This is a genomic window from Micromonospora haikouensis (genome assembly GCF_000876225.1).
GTDB lineage: Bacteria > Actinomycetota > Actinomycetes > Mycobacteriales > Micromonosporaceae > Micromonospora > Micromonospora haikouensis.
In genome coordinates, this window is record NZ_JXSX01000003.1 from 1009521 (window position 1) to 1027889 (window position 18369).

The 18369-nt window shown below is 70.6% G+C and carries 17 protein-coding genes; 8 read left to right on the forward strand and 9 right to left on the reverse strand.

Annotated elements, in window-relative coordinates; all coding sequences use genetic code 11:
• Positions 1-51: 51 nt before the first annotated feature.
• Complete coding sequence (locus TK50_RS25765; protein ID WP_043967847.1) at positions 52-1194, reverse strand: DegT/DnrJ/EryC1/StrS family aminotransferase; 1143 nt, start codon at positions 1192-1194, stop codon at positions 52-54.
• Positions 1195-1407: 213 nt separating this feature from the next.
• On the opposite strand from TK50_RS25765, the gene TK50_RS25770 reads away from it, so the two are divergent.
• Positions 1408-2199: a class I SAM-dependent methyltransferase gene (locus TK50_RS25770; protein WP_052503926.1), complete on the forward strand. Its 792-nt coding sequence runs from the start codon at positions 1408-1410 to the stop codon at positions 2197-2199.
• Between the two features lie 158 nt (positions 2200-2357).
• Positions 2358-3536 carry a nucleotide disphospho-sugar-binding domain-containing protein gene (locus tag TK50_RS25775; protein WP_043967849.1) on the forward strand — a complete coding sequence of 393 codons (1179 nt, stop codon included), beginning with the start codon at positions 2358-2360 and terminating at the stop codon, positions 3534-3536.
• A gap of 233 nt (positions 3537-3769) precedes the next feature.
• On the opposite strand, the gene TK50_RS25780 is transcribed toward TK50_RS25775, so the two are convergent.
• The 4 genes from TK50_RS25780 to TK50_RS33920 all read right to left on the reverse strand — a co-directional run bounded on the left by TK50_RS25780 (position 3770) and on the right by TK50_RS33920 (position 7792).
• Positions 3770-4768 carry a Gfo/Idh/MocA family protein gene (locus TK50_RS25780; RefSeq protein ID WP_043967851.1) on the reverse strand — a complete coding sequence of 333 codons (999 nt, stop codon included), beginning with the start codon at positions 4766-4768 and terminating at the stop codon, positions 3770-3772.
• A 56-nt stretch (positions 4769-4824) separates the two neighbouring features.
• Positions 4825-5418 (reverse strand): dTDP-4-dehydrorhamnose 3,5-epimerase family protein, encoded by a 594-nt coding sequence (locus TK50_RS25785; RefSeq protein WP_043967853.1) that lies wholly within the window; start codon positions 5416-5418, stop codon positions 4825-4827.
• Between the two features lie 57 nt (positions 5419-5475).
• Positions 5476-6474 carry a BTAD domain-containing putative transcriptional regulator gene (locus TK50_RS25790; RefSeq protein ID WP_082106602.1) on the reverse strand — a complete coding sequence of 333 codons (999 nt, stop codon included), beginning with the start codon at positions 6472-6474 and terminating at the stop codon, positions 5476-5478.
• An 877-nt stretch (positions 6475-7351) separates the two neighbouring features.
• A complete protein-coding gene (locus TK50_RS33920) occupies positions 7352-7792 on the reverse strand; it encodes a hypothetical protein (RefSeq protein ID WP_144420392.1) in 441 nt (146 codons plus the stop codon).
• A gap of 325 nt (positions 7793-8117) precedes the next feature.
• On the opposite strand from TK50_RS33920, the gene TK50_RS25800 reads away from it, so the two are divergent.
• Positions 8118-8390, forward strand: a complete 273-nt coding sequence (locus TK50_RS25800; RefSeq protein WP_043967858.1) for a DUF6059 family protein — start codon at positions 8118-8120, stop codon at positions 8388-8390.
• A 31-nt stretch (positions 8391-8421) separates the two neighbouring features.
• Here the strand turns inward: TK50_RS25800 and TK50_RS25805 are convergent, their stop codons facing one another.
• From TK50_RS25805 to TK50_RS25815, 3 genes are all read right to left on the reverse strand, one after another.
• Positions 8422-8961, reverse strand: a complete 540-nt coding sequence (locus TK50_RS25805; RefSeq protein WP_199486141.1) for a flavin reductase family protein — start codon at positions 8959-8961, stop codon at positions 8422-8424.
• A 137-nt stretch (positions 8962-9098) separates the two neighbouring features.
• A complete protein-coding gene (locus tag TK50_RS33925) occupies positions 9099-10211 on the reverse strand; it encodes a glycosyltransferase (protein WP_144420393.1) in 1113 nt (370 codons plus the stop codon).
• Between the two features lie 77 nt (positions 10212-10288).
• Positions 10289-10498, reverse strand: a complete 210-nt coding sequence (locus tag TK50_RS25815) for a DUF5988 family protein (protein ID WP_043967860.1) — start codon at positions 10496-10498, stop codon at positions 10289-10291.
• A 177-nt stretch (positions 10499-10675) separates the two neighbouring features.
• Between TK50_RS25815 and TK50_RS25820 the strand changes: the two genes are divergently transcribed.
• The 5 genes from TK50_RS25820 (at position 10676) to TK50_RS25840 (ending at position 17314) form a co-directional block, all read left to right on the forward strand.
• Positions 10676-11224: a hypothetical protein gene (locus TK50_RS25820; protein WP_144420394.1), complete on the forward strand. Its 549-nt coding sequence runs from the start codon at positions 10676-10678 to the stop codon at positions 11222-11224.
• 161 nt (positions 11225-11385) lie between these two features.
• On the forward strand, positions 11386-14922 hold the full coding sequence (dnaE, locus tag TK50_RS25825; RefSeq protein ID WP_043967865.1) for a DNA polymerase III subunit alpha: 3537 nt from the start codon (positions 11386-11388) through the stop codon (positions 14920-14922).
• A gap of 208 nt (positions 14923-15130) precedes the next feature.
• Positions 15131-15346, forward strand: coding sequence for a hypothetical protein (locus TK50_RS25830; protein ID WP_043967868.1), 216 nt, complete (start codon positions 15131-15133; stop codon positions 15344-15346).
• 160 nt (positions 15347-15506) lie between these two features.
• On the forward strand, positions 15507-16544 hold the full coding sequence (locus tag TK50_RS25835) for an aminotransferase class V-fold PLP-dependent enzyme (RefSeq protein WP_043967870.1): 1038 nt from the start codon (positions 15507-15509) through the stop codon (positions 16542-16544).
• A gap of 137 nt (positions 16545-16681) precedes the next feature.
• Positions 16682-17314 carry a transcriptional regulator gene (locus tag TK50_RS25840; protein ID WP_229406743.1) on the forward strand — a complete coding sequence of 211 codons (633 nt, stop codon included), beginning with the start codon at positions 16682-16684 and terminating at the stop codon, positions 17312-17314.
• 63 nt (positions 17315-17377) lie between these two features.
• Here TK50_RS25840 and TK50_RS25845 read toward each other — a convergent pair whose 3' ends face one another.
• Positions 17378-17977: a hypothetical protein gene (locus TK50_RS25845; RefSeq protein ID WP_043967872.1), complete on the reverse strand. Its 600-nt coding sequence runs from the start codon at positions 17975-17977 to the stop codon at positions 17378-17380.
• Between the last annotated feature and the right edge of the window lie 392 nt (positions 17978-18369).

Genomic DNA, 18369 nt, shown 5'->3' on the forward strand with positions numbered 1-18369 from the left:
GATGTCCTGCTGATGGGGATTCCGGGTTGTTGCGGGCTGCGCCGTACGCGGTCAGAGCCGCGCCTCGACCGCCGCCAGCACCTGCTGCGCGATCATGTCGACCTCGTCGTCGAGCAGCGACTGGTGCGCGGGCAGCAGCAGCGACGTGTCCGACACCGCGTCGGTCACGGGCAGCACGGTGTCCGTGGCGCCGTAGCGCCGGACGCGGTGCAGGGGGTAATAGCGGTAGGACGTGTAGATGCCGTTCGCCAGCAGGTCCTCGCTCACGCCGTCCCGGATGGCCTGCGAGTCGAACCGCACGCAGTAGAAGTAGTGGGTGGAGCGGTGGCCCTCGGGCAGCGGGGGAGGGAGCCGGATGCCGGAGAAACCACCCAGCGCCTTGTCGTACCGCTGGCCGATCGCCCGGCGGCGCTCGACGAACCCGGCGAGCTTGCCCAGCTGCACCGTGCCGATCGCCGCGGTGATGTCGTTGCCGACCAGGCGGCGGCCGATGTCCTCGATCTGGAAGCTCCACCACACGTGCTGCGACTTCGTGGCGGTGGTGAACGAACTCCGGTCGTCCAACCCGTGGTACGACAGCCGGCGCGCCCGCTGGGCCACCGCCGGGTCCCGCGCGTACAGCACCCCGCCGTCGCCGGTGGTGATCACCTTGCGCGAGTCGAGGCTCCAGATGCCGAGGTCACCGAAGGTGCCGCACATCTGGCCGCGCACGCTGGAGGCGATGGAGACCGCCGCGTCCTCGATCAGCGCGATGCCCCGTTCGGCGCACAGCGCGGCGATCTTGTCCACGTCGCCCGGGTAACCGCCGTAGTGCAGCACCATGACCGCCCGGGTGCGCGGGGTGAGCGCCGCGAGGACGTCCGCCACCGACGGATTGAGATGGTGCTCGTCGATGTCGCAGAACACCGGGCGGCCACCGGCGGCCACCACGGCGCTGGCGTTGGCGACGAAGCCGTTCGACGGCATGACCACGTCGTCGCCCGGCCCGATGCCGAGCAGCTCGACGGCGAGGAAGAGCGCGGACGTCGCCGAGTTGAGGAACAGCACGTTCTCGGCCGGCACCCCCAGGTGCCGGGCGAACAGGCCCTCGAACTCCTCCGTACGGGGGCCGCTGCCGAGCCACTTGCTGTCAAAAACTGCAGTGATCGCGGCGAGTTCCTCTGCCCCGATACTGGGCTGGGTCACATTAATCATGCACGCGTCTCCCGGTCATGGTGACACTGCAGGTCGAAATGATTGGGCACTCGCCTGCGCCACGGGTCGATGCAGATTATTGTGACTTTCCCTAAATCCTGCCTAAACCTGCCGGGGCTCCAGGTTTAGCATAGCTTCAGGGCGCATGGATAGTCGTTGCAGGGCCGGTCGCCCGGTGGCCAGACACTTCATCCTCGTCCCGGAGGTAGCACCGTGGGCAACGCTATCGAGAACGCGCTCTTCGACGAACGCCTCGCCCAATTCCAACAATGGCAGAAGACGCCCTGGGGCCGGTTGCGCTACTCGGTGGTCGAGGCCAACGTCGCCCGGCATCTCGGCGACCGCCCGCTGCGCGTGCTCGACGTTGCCGGCGGCAACGGCCGGGACGCCGTCCCGATCGCCGCGCGCGGCCACCACGTCACCGTCCTGGACTCGGCACCCGTCTCCCTCGCCATGGCGCAGCGGCTGGCGGCCGACGAGGGGGTCGCGGAGCGCATCGAGATCCGGGAGGGCGACGCGCACGACGTGCCGGAGCTCTTCGCCGGCCAGGAGTTCGACCTGCTGCTGTGCCACAACCTCCTGCAGTACGTCGCCGACCCGGCGGTGGTGATCCGCGGCCTGGTCAAGGTCCTCAAGCCGGGCGGGTCGTTGTCGGTCGTCGGCCCGAACGCCTACGCCGTGCCGTTGGAGGCGGCGGTGCGCGAGTTCGACCTGGACGCGGCCCTGCGGGCGGTGACCGCGAGGACCAAGCAGGTCCCGGTGTACGGCAGGGACGTGGCCGTGCTCACCGCCGACCAGATCGGCGCCGACCTGCGGGACAGCGGCCTGGAGATCGTCGGCCACTACGGGGTGATCAATATCTGCAACGTCATCGCCGACAACGACGTCAAGTCCGATCCGGAGTTCTTCGCCCGGCTGGAGAAGCTCGAACTCGCCCTGGCCGACCGGATGCCCTATCCGCTCACCGCGCGGAACTTCCACCTGGTCGGGCAGCGCCCCGGCTGACCGGCCGCCGTGCGACATCCGGCGGGGCGGCGGCACGACGGCCGCTGCGCCGTCGGCGGGTGCCGCGGCGGCGCCCGCCGAATCCGCGAGTTCGTGCCGGGCTCGCGCAGAACCGACGTCGGCCCGCGCGGCCGAACCCGAATGCGAGGAGAAATCTGATGCGGGTCCTGTTCACCTCGGCCACCTTCCGGTCGCATCTGTTCCCGCTCGTTCCGCTGGCCTGGGCGCTCCGCGCGGCGGGCCACGACGTGCGGGTCGCGGTCCAACCTCCCCTGGTGCGTGACGTGCTGGGCGCCGGCCTGCCCGCGATCGAGGCCGGTGCCGGCCCCGACTTCATGATCGAGCTGAAGAAGGCCCTCGCCGGTGGCCTGGAGGGGCCGGGCGGCACCACACCGAGCATCGAGCAGATCGTCGTGCCGCACGTCCGGATCGCCGAGGCGTTCGCGGCCGACCTCGTGCCGTTCGCGCGGCGCTGGTCACCGGACCTGGTGGTGGCCGATCCCGCCGCGTTCGTCGCCCCGGTGGTCGCCAGGGCCGTCGGGGCGCCGCTGGTCCTGCACACCTGGGGTCCGATGCCCGACCAGCTGTGGGCGGACCTCGTCACCGAGAGCGAGGTGCGGCAGAACTGGCCGAAGGAGCTGCTGGCCTTCCTCGACAGGTGGGACGTGCCCCTGGGCCCCGACTACGCCGACCTCGTGATCGACCCCTGCCCGGACGAGCTCCTCGCCATCCGGATGGCCAGCCGGCACGCGACCCGCTACGTGCCGTACAACGGCTCCGCCCTCACCCCCTCCTGGCTGGACGAACCGGCGGGCCGGCCGCGCGTCTGCATCAGCTGGGGAACCACGAGCGACTTCATGGGCAGCGAGGTGCTGCGGACCCCGCTGCGCATCGTCGAGGCGCTGGCGGACATGGACGTGGAGGTCGTGGCGGCGCTGGGGAAGATCGACCGCGGGCTGCTCGGGGCACCCCGGGACAACGTGCGGGTGGTGGACTGGCTTCCGCTGTCGATGCTGCTGCCGACGTGTGACGCGCTCATCAACCAGGGCGGTCCCGGCACGGTGCTGGCCGCCGTCGCGTCCGGTGTGCCGCAGCTCGTCGTGCCGCAGATCAGCGCGCAGCCCCTCGGGGCCGAGCTGCTGACGGCGAGCGGAGCGGGCCTGTCCCTTACGCCGGACGAGGTCACCGCCGAGTCCATCGAGAAAACGGTGTCGGAGCTGCTCGACGGGAGCAGCGTCCGGGCGGCGGCGCAGGCGCTCGCGGAGCGCAACGCCGCCCGGCCGGACGCGACGCAGCTGGTTCCCGCGCTCCAGGCGCTGGCCGACTCGGCCCGATAGCGGGGCAGCCCCGCACCACGGCGTGCCCGTCGCCGACCCGGTCGGCGACGGGCACGCCGTTGGTGTCTGGGCGGCGGCCGGGTGCCGGTCCGCGGCCGGCCGGCGATCCCGGCCGCGCCGCCTGCGGACGGGGCGACGGCCCGGCCCGGTCACCGCCGACGGTTCCGGCGGTGACGGGGCCGGGCCGCGAAGCGCCGCGCCGGGCGCCGGGTCAGGACCACGCCTCCGGCGGGCTACGAGAACGGGAACTTGAGCGCGCCGGCGATGACGGCGTCGACCAGGGACGCGTGCGCGAGGGATCCCTCGGTCCACTCCGGCGGGGCGCTCCCGGCGAGGACGGCCTGCGCGAAAGCCCGGACGATCTTGGCGAACTGGTCGTCGGCGGGCAGGACGAACTGTTCGAAGTGGTCCTGACGCTCGATGTAGATGACCGGCTGGTGCGTGGCCGGGGGAGTGAACACCCGGTTCAGCCAGAGCCGGCCGGTGCTTCCCCGGAACTCGTACGTGTTGGTGTACGAGTGCTCCATACCGAACGTGAGTTGCGCGGTCACCCCCTGGTCGGTGGCCAGCAGGGTGCTGCCGCCGACCACCACGTCGCGGAACCGCTCGTGGCGGAACACGGCGCCGGCGACCTGCAGGTCGGGTCCGAGGAACCGGCCCGCGGCCCGGATGGGGTAGACGCCGATGTCGAGCAGCGCGCCGCCGCCCACGTCGGCCTGGTAGCGGATGTCCCCCTGCGGCTTCGGCGGGATCGTGAAGCTCGAGGCGAACGACCGGACCTCCCCGATGACCCCGTCGGCGAGCATGTCGGCGACCCGCTGGTGCTGGTGGTGGTGGAGGAACATGAAGTTCTCCACCAGCACGCGCCGGTGTTCGGCCGCCACCCGGAACAGGTGCTCCGCCTGCTTGCGGTCGGTCGTGAGGGGCTTCTCGGCCAGCACGTGCTTACCCGCGCGCAGTGCCCGCTCGATCCACTCGGCGTGCAGCACGGCCGGTAGCGGCACGTACACCGCATCGATGTCGTCCTGCTCCAGCAGCGCCTCGTAGCCCTCGACAGGCACGCCCCCGAACCGTTCGGTGAAGTGGGCCGCCCTGTCCCTGTGTCGGCTCGCGATGGCCGTGAGCGTGATGAGAGGCTCGTTCTCCATCGCCGGCAGAGTTCGTCGCCACGCGATGTCGGCGCATCCGATCACCCCCATGCGGATCGGCCTGGTGTTCCCCATGTGCTCCATCGGCACTCCTTGGGCGAGGTTTCGGTCGGTGAACTGCCACCGGGGGAGATGGGCCTTCAGGCGGATCTGGTGGTCGCCAGCACCTGCTCGTAGGTGGGGAGCAGCCCTGACCCGGCGGCTTCGGCGAGGGTCGGTGCCGCCGCGTCCTTGTCGGACATGACCGGTGGACCGTCCAGCTTCCAGGGGATGCCCAGCGCCGGGTCCAGCGCCGCCACGTCGATCATGGTGCCCGGCACGTACTCCGCCCCGCACAGGTAACTCATGCAGGTGTCGTCCGTCAGGGCCAGGAAGGCGTGACCGATGCCCTCGGTGAGGTAGACGCCGATCCCGGACGTCGCGTCCTGGAACGTCACGTCGAACTTGCCGAAGGTCGGGGATCCGACGCGCAGGTCGACCGCGACGTCCATCGCCGCCCCCCGTACGCAGGTGACCAGCTTGCTCTGGCCGGGGGGAAGCGTGGTGCCGTGAATCCCGCGGAGGGTGTTCTTCCGGGAGACGGAGTAGTTCACCTGACGGATCTCGAATCGCTGCCCGACCTGCTGGAGCAGTTCGCTGAATCGCCACGCCTCGAAGAAGCTGCCACGGCGGTCCGAATGCTGAGTGACGGTGATCCGGTAAGCGCCCGGGATCGAGGTTTCGGTGAAGTCCATACTATCCACATCAGCTCCGTTTCATCCGGTATCGGCTCTCGCCGGGACCGCTCAAGATCAGACGGCGTACGGCTGTATGCGTTGCTCATGGCGAGCTCGCCTGAAGCTCAGCTCGTCGAGATTGTCCTTGAGGATGATCTCCTGTGTTTCCCGGAGAAACCGGCACGGTTCGAGGCCGAGTTCCTCGCGGATCTGCCGCCGCGCCGTCTGGTAGACCTCCAGGGCGTCCGCCCGGCGTCCGGACTGGCTGAGCGCCTCCATGAGGAACGCGTAGAGCTTCTCCCGGAGCGGAAACTCGGCGATCAGCCCGTACAGTATTCGCACGGCCTTGCTGCTCTGGTCCGACGCGAGCAGCGAGCGGGCCAGCAGCTCGGTGCACTCGACCCGCAGCTCCTCGGCCCAGTTGGCGAACTCCCGGATGATCGGTCCCTCGTAGGAGGAGGCCTGGACCGGCTCCCGCCAGTACCGCAGCGCCTCGGTCAGGGTCTCGACTGCCAGGTCGTGCCGGTGGACCGAGCGCTGCAACCGCGCCTTCTCGACCAGGGCCAGGAACAGTTCGAGGTCGAGTTCGTCGCCGCCGAGCTCCAGGATGTAGCCGGGGGCCCGCGTCGTTATCACGCCGGTGTTGCGCGAGAACCTGTTGAGCACCTTGCGGAGTTGGGACACGTACACGTGGATGGAGGCCCGGGCCCGTATGGGAGGTTTGTCGCCCCACAATTCCGTCGCTAGCTGATCAAGGGACAGGATGTGTCCGTTGCGGATCAGGAGCGTCCGCAGCAACACCTCCATCTTGTGCGTCCCCACCGATGGCGTGTCCTTGCCGGCCGTTATGCGAACGGGACCAAGAATCTCGTATCTCAAGCCGTGGCCTCCAAGTACTCCAATCGGAGCGGCGCGACGATAGCAAACCTCATTCCGGCGGAAATGGTTTCTTCTCGCGCTTAGGCGCAGATCGCCGCCCCCCGTCCGGCAGCCGTTCATTCGAACCGGACGAACTCTAACAAGCGGCTTGTTGGACAGCAAACGGCGAAGGTTGTGTGATCTGCGACACACCATGCTTGTGGGTCGAACCACCTGCGAGTTTATAGGGATTTTAGAGTCGGGCGGCACATCTTGTCGGACTACCGCAGTGTATGTCTGACATGCTGTTGGTGCTCGCCTTATCGTCGCTCAGAGTTATGTTAGCCATATTGCACAAGCGATGATCATTATCAATGGATTATTACACGCGTGTCAGATCTGGTGTCGGTGATCGCGGCGCGGCGACCCCCGCCGCAGGGTCGCCGCACCCTGCACGGGCGTTGATCGGCGCCCGGTGCTGCGGCTCGTGGCCCGTGCCGGGTGGCGTCGGTGCGGGCGCGGGGGTCCGCCTCCTCGTGGCCCCCTGGCCGGCGGCCGCGCCGGCAATCTCCCGGCGCACATCTACGGAAAGTGATGTTACGTGTTCCCGCAGTGGTGGTGGGCGGCGGTGGGGCGCCCGGTGCCGCGACCACGAATGTTCACCGTGTCGACGGCCTGCTCGGGTGGCGGATGGCCCGGGACGCCTCGGCGGCGCCGGGATCGCGTTGGTCCGGCGTCGCGTTCGGTCGTCGCGGAGGCGATGCCGATGTCCGTGCGGGTGCGGCGAGCCCGCGCCGTCGGGTCCTGGAACGCGCCGGGCTCGACCCCGGCAGCCCGCCGGCCGGTGACGGCTGTGGACCTGCCGGACCTCTGCCTCGGTCTTCTCGACCGGGGCGGACGGCAAGCGGCCCGACGGGGCGTGGGCGCGTGTTCCCCGGGCTGGGGCGAGCGCGACCGGCGCCGGTCGCGGGCGGGTCGAGTGACCAGCTGCTCCATCCGACCCTTGCGGCTGGCCAGGAGCTGGGTGGTCGCGTCGAGGGTGCGGCGGGCGCGTCGCCCCGGAGCGTGCGTCCCGGGAGGCGCGATCGCCCCGCTAGCTGGGAGGTGGGGGCGGCGGCTCGGCGCTGTCGGGCCCGTGCGGCGGTGCGGGGCGCGAGGCCGGCGATCCGGCCTGTGCCGTTGCCTCGGCCTGCTGGTGCAGGGTCGCGTTGATGGCTTCGGTGAGCAGGTCGTTGAGCAGGTCCGCCCGTCTGCTGTCGCCGCCGGCCATGTCCAGGCGCCATCGCAGGAGGGTCAGGATGGTGCGGATGTCGTGGAGTTCGGTGGGGGATTCACATTCGGGAAGGCCCAGGTGGAGTTCCGTGCGGGCCGATCTCACCGCCGCTGCGGTCACGTATGCCCCGAGCGAGAGGCCGGCTTTGTCGGCCGCCATTTGAACGATCCGCAACTCGTCGTCGTTGAAACGCAGCGGGCCGACCCGGTGGTCCCGTCGTTGTTTTGTTTTAGCCCGACGATTGGTTGCCGATCGAGTCATGGTGAGTCCTCGCCCCCGCTAGCGCTGCTCTGGTGCCATGTATCCACCGGTAAGAATACGCCCTGCGCGTGTCCGGGCGCAGCTTCGCCATTCGTGGGACGGTTCCGGAACGGGCTGGCCGTCTTGATGATCCGTGGCCGCGAGTCTTCGGAAGGTTTCGATCTCCCGGGGCGTAGATTCAACATGACCGATTTGCCCCTTCGGTTGTGCGGCGCTCGGCGCGGCGGATGATCGGTGGTGGGCCGCGCTGCGGCGGCCGGTGCCGACGGTGGGGCGGCCCGGCAGCTTTAACCCGGCTTTAGCTCCCGCGGCGAGGATTATCCCTGTGAGGTCCCGCACGCAGAACACCATCTGCCCGCTCCTGATCCGCTATCTCGCCGAGCTCGGCTACGCCTGCTGGACCATGTCCGGCGTCCCCTTGCCGCCGCTGGAGCGTTCGCAATTTCGGGACGAGGTCATCGAGGTGGGGCCGCCGCCCGGTCATCCCGAGCGGCTTTCGACGGCACCGCCGACCAGGGTGGAGCGCCGGCTGTGGCGGCAGCTCAGGAAGAATCGGACGGCCCGGAGCTGGTCGAGGTTCGCCTTCTTCCGGGGATAGCAGCCGGCGGTGACGCCGCCGGCCCCGGCCGTCACGCTCCGGGAAGCCGCGTCCACCTGCCGCGGTAGAACAGCAGCGGTTCGGTACGCGAGTCGTCGCCGGACCGGGCCAGGCGATGCACCCGGGCGACGACGATGACGTGGTCGCCGGCCGGGTGTTCGGCCTCGACCGCGCATTCCAGCCAGGCCAGGGCCCCGTCGAGGACGGGCAGCCCCGAGGGCGACGGCGACCAGGCCACGTCGCGGAACTTGTCGACCCCCCGCCCGGCCAGGCGCAGCCCCTGCTCCTGCTGGTCGGCGGCCAGGAAGCAGATGCAGTGACGTTCCCCCCTGCGCAGCCGCGACCAACTCCTGCTGGTGTGGGCGACGCAGAAGGCCACCAGGGGCGGGTCGAGCGACACCGATGTGAACGAGTTGACCAGCAACCCCACCGGGGCGCCCGCGTCGACCCCGGTCACCGCCGCGACCCCGGTCGCGAAGTGGCCCAGGACCCCGCGGAACTCCAGCGGGTCGATGCTCGCCGGAACGGGAGCGAGCAGCTCGCTGACCGGCTCCACCCGGCTCTCGACCATTCCGATCCTTCCGCGACGCATGGACACCCGGCCGGCGGTTGCCGTCTCGGCCGCCGTCGTTTCAGCATGAGCGGGACCGCTAAGCCGCGCCTTGCGTCGGCCTGGTGTCCCGTGCCCGGGATCGGTCTCCCGGGCCGCTAGCGCGTGGCGCCGATCTCGGCGGTCAGCAGGTCGGCGACCTGGTCCGGGGACGGCATGCTGCCGAGCTCGGCGGCGAGGAGCCGGGCCGCGCGCAGCGGCGGAGGCGAGTGCATCTCCTCGACCGCGGCGGCCAGCGCGCCGTCGCCAAGCTCGTCCCACCCCACCCGGCGGCCGGCGCCGATGGCCCGCATCCGCTCCGCGTTCCACTCCTGGTCGGCGTTGTACGGAAGAACGGTCACCGGCAGGCCGTGCACGACGGCGTGCAGGATGGAACCGAAGCCGCCGTGGCAGATCAGCGCGGTGCAGCTCGCGGCGAGCCGGCCGAGGTCGGCGAACGGCTGCACCTGCACGTGCGCGGGCGCGTGTGCGGCGATCTCCGCGGCCCGGTCACCGGCGGCGAGCACGCAGTCGACCGGGATGCGCGCCAGTTCGGCGAGGACCCGGGTGAGCAGCTCCTTCCGGTTGACCAGGGTGCCGAGGGTGACGAGCAGGCGGGGTGCGCGGGGAGCCGCATGCCCGGGGTCGGGGTCGACCGCCCGCATCGTGGTCAGCGCCTGCGGCACCTGCTCGAAACTGGGTGGGGTGGTCTGCACGTAGCGGCGACGGCTGAGCGCGTCCAGGTCGTCGGGGGTCGCCGGCAGCCCGGCCTCCGCGCGGAGCCGGAGCAGCAGGCTTCCGCCGTCGGCCATCAGCCGGTCACCGGTGCGGAGAAAACCGATTCCGACGGTGGTCACCGCAATTCCGGCCCGCTCGGCCGCGAAGGTGACACCGAACTCGGTCGGCTCGCGTAGCAGCAGGTCCGGCGACAGGTCGTCGAGTACGCCGGCCGCGGCCCGAAAACTGTCCCGGATCGCGGCCTCCGCGAACGAGTAATCCGTCGATTGTGCGGTGGGGCTCTCCCCGACCGTGAACGGCAGGGGTGCCCGCTGTGCCGCCAGCCATGGGCTGCCGACACCGCGGAAGGCGAACCCCCGACTCGCCACGAAACCGCCGAAGGCCGGTGAGGACAACACCGTGACCTGGTGTCCACGATCCCGCAGCGCCCGCAGGAGCCCCGTCATGAGCAGGAAATGGCCCGGGGCGGGCTGGGTGGCACACGCGACGATCACGCAGGTCTCCCGGGTCTTGGTGGGGCAGGCGCGGGCGGGCCGGGGCCGTCAGGCGGCCCGAGCAGGGACGATGCGGATCACTCCGCGATCTTCGTGCGCATCGTCCAGCGGAAGATGGGCGCGCCGGTCTGGGTGAACTCGTGGATCCGCTCGAAATGCTCCCAGCCGTTGTGGAACGGAACTTTCACCTTGCTGCCGTCTCTCGGAACTGTTGCGGTGCGCAAATGATCCGGCAGATGCGCGGGGCCGCCTTCCAGGCGGCATTCCTCGACCAGATTGTGGGGCATCAGGGGCACCTCCTCCGAGCGGGCGTATGCGCAGCTGATGTCGCTTCCGTGCCCGCGAGGTTTGACTCCCACAGTAGGTTCGGAAACGGGAGTGTGTCAAGGCTCACCGCTGCCCCGGCGGCGCTTTAGCCTTCCTAAAGGAAGGCCGGATAAAATGGTTTCCCTCACCCTCGATAAATGAGCCGTTCCATTGTGATGGCGCTGTGGGGGAAGGTCGCCAGGCCCGCAATGCTCCACGGCGATCCTTCCGACCAGGCAAGGATCCTGCCGCCCTGTAGCATGCCGCGCATGTATGCGCTCTACGCCTGGGGAAACTTCATCAGCGAGGTCGGACTCGACCGGCGGCCGGCCTGGCTCGACCCAGCGGTACTTCGCGGCGAACAACAGGTCGTCGACGAAAGCCTGATGATCGGCGACACCGACACGCTACTGGTCGACGGTCCTAACACCCTCTTCGAGATCGATGACGACGACAAGAATCTCGTGCCCGGTAGTGAACTCATCGGCCGCGACCTCAGCGGTGTCACGTGGCGGGTCTCCCGCATCCGGGCAGCCACCGACGGCACCCGCGAGGACGCCCTGCGCATCGTCGCGGCGGCCGAGGAGGACGGCGACTACTCCGAGGAAGACGAGCGGCACGAGTACAACTCGGTCCCGGTCGGCGAGATCGTCACCCTCTGGGAAGACGATCACGGCCAGTGGACGCTGGCCCTGGTCGAACTCTGAAACGGGGTGACCGCGGAGGCATACCGCATCAGCCGGCCGGGGAGATCCCCGCCACCCGGGCGGTTCCGCCCCGCGCGGCTGCTGGAGGTCCCCGATCCCCCGGCGATAGGGTGGGCCGACCGATCTCGACAACCCATGATCGACCCGGGGGGGCGCCACGCATGGGCGATTCGTTCGCGCATCTGCACGTGCACACCGAGTACTCGATGCTCGACGGTGCGGCCCGGCTGAAGGACCTCTTCGCCGAGGCCAACCGGCTCGGCATGCCGGCGGTCGCGATGACCGACCACGGCAACATGCACGGCGCGAACGACTTCTACAAGCAGGCCATGGCTGCCGGGATCACCCCGATCCTGGGCGTCGAGGCATACGTGGCGCCGGAGTCGCGCTACCACAAGGCGCGGGTGAAGTGGGGCCGGCCGGAGCAGAAGAGCGACGACGTCTCCGGTAACGGCGCGATCACCCACATGACGATGTGGGCGGCGAACAGGACCGGCCTGCACAACCTGTTCACCCTCAACTCGCGCGCCTCCATGGAGGGCCACTACGTCAAGTGGCCCCGGATGGACATGGAGCTGATCGCCGAGCACGCCGAGGGGATCATGGCCACCACGGGGTGCCCCTCCGGCGCGGTGCAGACCCGGCTGCGGCTGGGCCAGTTCGACGAGGCGATCAAGGTCGCGTCGGCATACCAGGACATCTTCGGCAAGGACAACTACTTCCTGGAGCTGATGGACCACGGCCTCGACATCGAGCGCCGGGTCCGCGAGGGGCTCACCGAGATCGGCAAGAAGCTCGGCATCCCGCCGGTGGTGACCAACGACTCGCACTACACCCACGAGGCGCAGGCCGAGGCGCACGACGTCCTGCTGTGCGTGCAGACCGGCAGCAACATCGCCGACCCCAACCGGTTCCGCTTCGAGGGCGGCGGCTACTTCATCAAGTCCGCCGACCAGATGCGCGCCGTCGACTCCTCCGAGCTGTGGCTCCAGGGCTGCCGCAACACGCTGCTGGTCGCCGAGAAGGTCGATCCGGCGGGGATGTTCGAGTTCCACAACCTGATGCCGCGCTTCCCGATCCCCGAGGGGGAGACGGAGGAGTCGTGGTTCCGCAAGGAGACCTTCAAGGGCCTCGCCCGGCGGTTCCCGGGCGGGATCCCCGAGGGCCACGTGGTGCAGGCGGAGTACGAGCTGGGCGTCATCATCCAGATGGGCTTCCCGTCGTACTTCCTCGTGGTCGCCGACTTCATCCAGTGGGCGAAGAGCCAGGGCATCGCGGTGGGCCCGGGCCGTGGGTCGGCGGCGGGTTCCCTGGTCGCGTACGCGTTGGGGATCACGGACCTGGACCCGATCCCGCACGGGCTGATCTTCGAGCGGTTCCTCAACCCCGAGCGGGTCTCGATGCCGGATGTCGACATCGACTTCGACGAGCGTCGGCGCGGTGAGGTGATCAAGTACGTCACCGACAAGTGGGGTGAGGACAAGGTCGCGCAGATCGCCACGTTCGGCACGATCAAGGCGAAGGCGGCGATCAAGGACTCGGCGCGGGTCCTGGGCTACCCGTATGCGGTGGGGGACCGGATCACCAAGGCGATGCCGCCGGCGGTGATGGGCAAGGACATCCCGCTGTCGGGCATCTTCGACCCGAAGCACCCGCGCTACGCGGAGGCGGGGGAGATCCGGGGCCTGTACGAGTCGGACCCGGACGTCAAGAAGGTCATCGACACGGCGAAGGGCATCGAGGGGCTGATCCGGCAGACCGGCGTCCACGCCGCCGGGGTGATCATGTCGGCGGAGCCGATCATCGAGCACATCCCGCTGATGCGGCGCGACTCCGACGGGGTGATCATCACCCAGTTCGACTACCCGACGTGCGAGTCGCTCGGGCTGTTGAAGATGGACTTCCTCGGCCTGCGCAACCTCACGATCATCGACGACGCGGTCAAGAACATCCAGCTCAACCACGGCAAGGACCTGGACCTGCTGGGCCTGGACCTGGACGACAAGGCCGCCTACGAGCTGCTGGCGCGCGGCGACACGCTCGGGGTGTTCCAGCTCGACGGCGGGCCGATGCGGTCGCTGCTGCGGCTGATGAAGCCGGACAACTTCGAGGACATCTCCGCCGTCCTCGCGCTGTACCGACCGGGCCCGATGGGCGTGGACTCGCACACCAACTACGCGCTGCGCAAGAACGGCCTCCAGGAGATCACGCCGATCCACCCGGAGCTGGAGGAGCCGCTGCGGGAGATCCTCGCCCCCACCCACGGCCTGATCGTCTACCAGGAGCAGGTGCAGCGCGCCGCGCAGATCCTCGCCGGCTACACGCTCGGCCAGGCGGACCTGCTGCGGCGGGCGATGGGCAAGAAGAAGAAGGAGATCCTCGACAAGGAGTTCGTGCCGTTCCGGGACGGCTGCCGCGAGCGCGGCTACTCCGACGAGGCGATCCAGGCCGTGTGGGACGTCCTCGTGCCGTTCGCCGGGTACGCGTTCAACAAGGCGCACTCGGCGGCGTACGGCCTGGTGTCGTACTGGACGGCGTACCTGAAGGCGCACTACCCGGCCGAGTACATGGCGGCGCTGCTGACCTCCGTCGGCGACGACAAGGACAAGATGGCGCTGTACCTGTCGGAGTGCCGGCGAATGGGCATCCAGGTCCTCCCGCCGGACGTGAACACCTCGGCCGGGCCGTTCACCCCGGTCGGCAAGGACATCCGGTTCGGTCTCGCGGCGATCCGCAACGTCGGGGCGAACGTGGTGACCTCGATCATGCGGTGCCGGCAGGAGAAGGGCGAGTACGCCGACTTCTACGACTTCCTGGCCAAGGTCGACGCGGTGGTGTGCAACAAGAAGACGATCGAATCGCTGATCAAGGCCGGCGCGTTCGACGTCATGGGCCACAGCCGCAAGGGGCTGCTCGCCGTGCACGCCGACGCGATCGACGCGTACGCCGACGTCAAGCGCAAGGAGGCCGTCGGCCAGTACGACCTGTTCGGCGCCGGCTTCGGCGACGCCGAGACCGTCGGCGGCAACACCACCGTCATGCCGACCATCGGCGAGGCCGAGTGGGACAAGCGCGACAAGCTCGCCTTCGAACGCGAGATGCTCGGCCTCTACGTCTCCGACCACCCCCTGTTCGGCCTCGAACACGTCCTCGGCGCGGCGGCCGACTGCACCATCGCCGCCCTCTCCGAGGAGGGCACCGTCCCCGACGGCGCGGTGGTCACCCTCGCCGGCATCCTCTCCGGCGTGCAGCGCCGCGTCACCAAGCAGGGCCGCGCGTGGGCGTCGGCCACGCTGGAGGACCTCGCCGGCGGCGTGGAGGCCCTGTTCTTCCCCAACACGTACGAGGTGATCGGCCAGTACATCGCCGAGGACGCGATCGTGGTGGTCAAGGGCCGGGTCGACCGCCGCGACGACACCCCCCGCATCATGGCGATGGACATGCAACTGCCCGACGTCACCAGCAACCCGGGCAGCAAACCGGTCACCCTCACCATTCCCGTGCACCGCTGCACCCCGCCGCTGGTCGAACGCCTCAAGGAGACCCTCGTCCTGCACCCCGGCGACACCGAGGTCCACGTCAAGCTCCTCAACGGCGGCAAGACCACCACCCTGCGGCTTGGCCCCTTCCGGGTCGCGGCCACCACCGCCCTCATGGGCGACCTCAAGAGCGTCCTCGGGCCGGCGAACGTGAGCTGACCCGGGCCGGGCCGGCGGGCGGACGCGGTCAGGCCGGGCGGTACTCCACCTCCGGGCGGCCCGGGGTGCCGTAGCGGGGCGCCCGCACCGCCCGCGCGGCGGCCACCAGATACTCCAGGTACCGCCGGGCGGTGACCCGGGAGATGCCGGCCAGCCCGCCACCTACCTGCTCGACGGCGTCGGACTGATCGTCGGCATCGACCGGTTCATGTCCGAGGCGCGGGCGCTGACCAACTTCGCCGGCAACGCCGTGGCCACCGTCCTGGTCGGCGCCTGGACCGGCGAGTTCGACCGCGCGCAGGCCCGCGACGTGCTCGCCGGCCGCCGCCCCTTCGACGAGGCCACCATGCTCGACGAGGACGACGACGACCCGCAACCGCCGGCCGAGCCGCAGCGCCCGGCGCTCAGCGGCGCACCCGCCTGACCGGGCCCCGCCGCCGCGCCGCCCCGTCCCCGGTCTCCTGTCCACCACCGCCCCCGCGTCGCCCGCCACCCCCCTCGGGTGGGCCGCGACCGGGGGCGGCGGCCACCATCGGTGAATTGGCGCTCACGGAGGTGACTGCGGCCGCACTACCGTCGGCGGCATGGAGTTGGAGCAGGCACGCAAGCTGTGGCAGCCGCAGCCCGGCTGGCTGAACACCGCCAGCTACGGGCTGCCGCCCGAGCCGGCCTGGGCGGCGGTGCAGGAGGCGCTGGCCGACTGGCGGACGGGACGTACCTCCTGGGAGGGGTGGGACGACGCCACCCGGCGCTCCCGGGCGGCCTTCGCCGGCCTGGTCGGAGTGGCGCCCACCGACGTGACGGTCGGCAGCACGGTGTCCGCGTTGTTCGCCCCCGTCGCGGCGGCCCTGCCGGCCGGTGCCACCGTCGTGGTCCCCGAGGTGGAGTTCACCTCCAACCTCTTTCCCTGGCTCGCCCAGGCCGAGCGGGGGGTGCGGGTGCGCACGGTCCCGCTCGACGGGCTCGTCGACGCGATCGACGCCGACACCGACCTGGTCGCGTTCAGCCTGGTGCAGTCCGCCGACGGGGCCGTCGCCGACTACCACCGGATCGTGGCCGCCGCCCGCGCCCACGGCGCGCTGGTGGCCGTGGACGCGACCCAGGCGTGCGGCTGGCTGCCGTTCGACGCCGGCCTGGCCGACGTCGTCGCCGTCGGGGCGTACAAGTGGCTGATGGGGCCGCGCGGGTCGGCCCTGGCCTACCTGGCGCCGGCGTTGCGCGAGCGGCTGCGACCCGACGGCGCCGGCTGGTACGCGGCCGAGGACCCGTTCTCCTCCTACTACGGCCCGCCGCTGCGGCTGGCCGCCGACGCCCGGCGGTTCGACCAGTCCCCGGCGTGGTTCAGTTGGATCGGCACCGCCCCCGCCCTGGAACTGCTCGCCGAGATCGGCGTGCCGGCCGTGCGCGAGCACGACGTGCGCCTGGCCAACCGGTTCCTCGCCGGGCTGGGCCGGCCACCCGGCGACAGCGCGATCGTCGCCGTCGAGGTGCCCGGCGCGCAGGAGAAACTGGAACGAGCGGGCATCCGGGCGGCGGTGCGCGCCGGCCGGGTCCGGGCGTCGTTCCACCTCTACACCACCGACGCCGACGTCGACCTGGCCCTCGACGCGCTGACCGGCTGACCCGCCGCGCGCGCCCCGGTCGCCGGCCGGCGCTGGTCGTAGGCCGGCGCTGGTCGCCGGCAGCCGCACCCGCGCCGCATCCGAATCGCGCCGCCCGGACGAACCCCTGGTAGTGACCGTCTACCCGGGGGTACGTCGTGCTGACCGACTCGATGCCGGCCGAGGCCGTCGAGACCGCGCGCAAGCGCCTCTCCGCAGCCGCCGAGGACCTCGACGCCAACGAGGTCGCCGCCCTGCTGCTGGCGCTGGCCGCCGACCACGGGGTGCTGGCGTCCTGGCAGCAGGTCTGCGTTCCGCTGCTCGCCGCGCTGCGGGGCCACACGGCGGCCGAGGTCGCCACCGAACACGCCCTCTCCGAGGGCGTGCGCATCGGCCTGGACGTGTTCCGTCGCGAGCCCGCCCGGCAACTGCCCACCGGCGGCGTACTGCTCGCCGGGGCCGAGCACGAAACCCACTGCCTCGGCCTGCACGCGCTCGCCGCCGCCCTGCGGGAGCGCGGGCGGGGCGCGCTGCTGCTCGGGCCCGCGCTGCCCTGGACGGCGTTGGCGTCCGCCGTGCGCCGGGCGCGTCCGCACACCGTGGTGGTCTGGTCGCAGACGCCGGTCACCGGCCGCGCGTACCGACTGGTCCGCTTCGGCCGCGACACCCCGGGCGTACGCGTGCACGCGGCCGGGCCGGGCTGGATCGAACCGCTGCCGCCCCCGTCGATCCGCCTGACGACCCTGGCGGCGGCCACCGCCGCCTGCTTGCAAGGAAGGGCCCCTTGTTAACGCTTTCGGTATAGGAGGGGCCCCTTCCTAACGCTCGGTTGCCCGGTGGCGCTATGCGATAGGTCAGCTGTTGTTCCAGTGCTGGGTGACGAGGTCGGCGGCCTGCTGCTCCCACTGCGCGTACGCGTCGGGGTAGGCGGAGACCTGGACGGTCTGGGCGGCGTCGGTCAGGGGCATGTCGTGCCAGCCGTCGACCTGTCGCAGGCCCTTGAGGAACGCGGTGGTGGCGTACTGCGGGTCGGTGATCTGCTCCGGCGAACCCCAGCCGCTGGAGGGGCGTTGCTGGAACAGGCCGAGGGAGTCGTGGTCGTTGCGGTCGCCGAGGTGGCCGAGGTTCTGCAGCTTCGACTCCTGCAGGGCGGTGCCGATGGAGATGACCGCGGCGCGTTCGTCGAGGCCGGTCTTCTTGGTGGCGGCGATGATGACCTTGGCGTTGGCGGTCTGTTCGGCGTCGAGGTCGATGCGCGACTGCGCGCCCTGCACACCGTGCGGGATCAGCTTGGCCGTGTCCACGCTGGCGGGCTTGTCGGCCTGCACGGCGGCGACGGGCCGCGCGTCGGTGTCGGTGGTGGTGTGGTGGTTCAGGGGGCCGGCGGCGAGGCCACCGGCGAACGCGAGTCCGGCGATGCCGAGGACGCTCTTACGCAGGATGGTCGTGTTCATGGGGGTGTCTCCTATCGGGGGGTCGGCACACCCGTGCCCGCCGGAGGGGGATGGCGGGGGGTGTGCGAGCACCACGTCGAGGCGCCCGAACAACGAACAAAGGGGGAAAGAAGAGGAAGGAGGGGTTCGGCTGCCGTGCGGCGCCGGGTCCGGGTGTAACGACCGGCGACCCGTCCCCATTCCCCGGGGCCTGATGCCGAGGCGGCCGGCACGCCGCGGGGCGGACCGGGCGTCGGTGGGGCAGGCGCGTCGGGTGAGCCAGCACGCGAGCGGCCCGGGGCCTGCCGGATCGGGGGATCCGGGGTGCTGCTGCGGTCGTCCGTCAGGTGTAACGCCCCCGCCCCGGCCAGGATTCCGGCCGCGGGGTGCCGCCGGTCACCCCGCCCCGCCCC

What these genes read in the sequence shown, in the direction of transcription:
- TK50_RS25765 (WP_043967847.1), bottom strand. Translation starts at nt 1,194, where the DNA reads ATGATTAATGTGACCCAGCCCAGTATCGGGGCAGAGGAACTCGCCGCG.
- TK50_RS25775 (WP_043967849.1), top strand. Translation starts at nt 2,358, where the DNA reads ATGCGGGTCCTGTTCACCTCGGCCACCTTCCGGTCGCATCTGTTCCCG.
- TK50_RS25780 (WP_043967851.1), bottom strand. Translation starts at nt 4,768, where the DNA reads ATGGAGCACATGGGGAACACCAGGCCGATCCGCATGGGGGTGATCGGA.
- TK50_RS25785 (WP_043967853.1), bottom strand. Translation starts at nt 5,418, where the DNA reads ATGGACTTCACCGAAACCTCGATCCCGGGCGCTTACCGGATCACCGTC.
- TK50_RS25790 (WP_082106602.1), bottom strand. Translation starts at nt 6,474, where the DNA reads ATGGTGTGTCGCAGATCACACAACCTTCGCCGTTTGCTGTCCAACAAG.
- TK50_RS33920 (WP_144420392.1), bottom strand. Translation starts at nt 7,792, where the DNA reads ATGACTCGATCGGCAACCAATCGTCGGGCTAAAACAAAACAACGACGG.
- TK50_RS25805 (WP_199486141.1), bottom strand. Translation starts at nt 8,961, where the DNA reads ATGGTCGAGAGCCGGGTGGAGCCGGTCAGCGAGCTGCTCGCTCCCGTT.
- TK50_RS25815 (WP_043967860.1), bottom strand. Translation starts at nt 10,498, where the DNA reads ATGCCCCACAATCTGGTCGAGGAATGCCGCCTGGAAGGCGGCCCCGCG.
- TK50_RS25820 (WP_144420394.1), top strand. Translation starts at nt 10,676, where the DNA reads ATGAGCCGTTCCATTGTGATGGCGCTGTGGGGGAAGGTCGCCAGGCCC.
- dnaE (WP_043967865.1), top strand. Translation starts at nt 11,386, where the DNA reads ATGGGCGATTCGTTCGCGCATCTGCACGTGCACACCGAGTACTCGATG.
- TK50_RS25830 (WP_043967868.1), top strand. Translation starts at nt 15,131, where the DNA reads ATGTCCGAGGCGCGGGCGCTGACCAACTTCGCCGGCAACGCCGTGGCC.
- TK50_RS25835 (WP_043967870.1), top strand. Translation starts at nt 15,507, where the DNA reads ATGGAGTTGGAGCAGGCACGCAAGCTGTGGCAGCCGCAGCCCGGCTGG.
- TK50_RS25845 (WP_043967872.1), bottom strand. Translation starts at nt 17,977, where the DNA reads ATGAACACGACCATCCTGCGTAAGAGCGTCCTCGGCATCGCCGGACTC.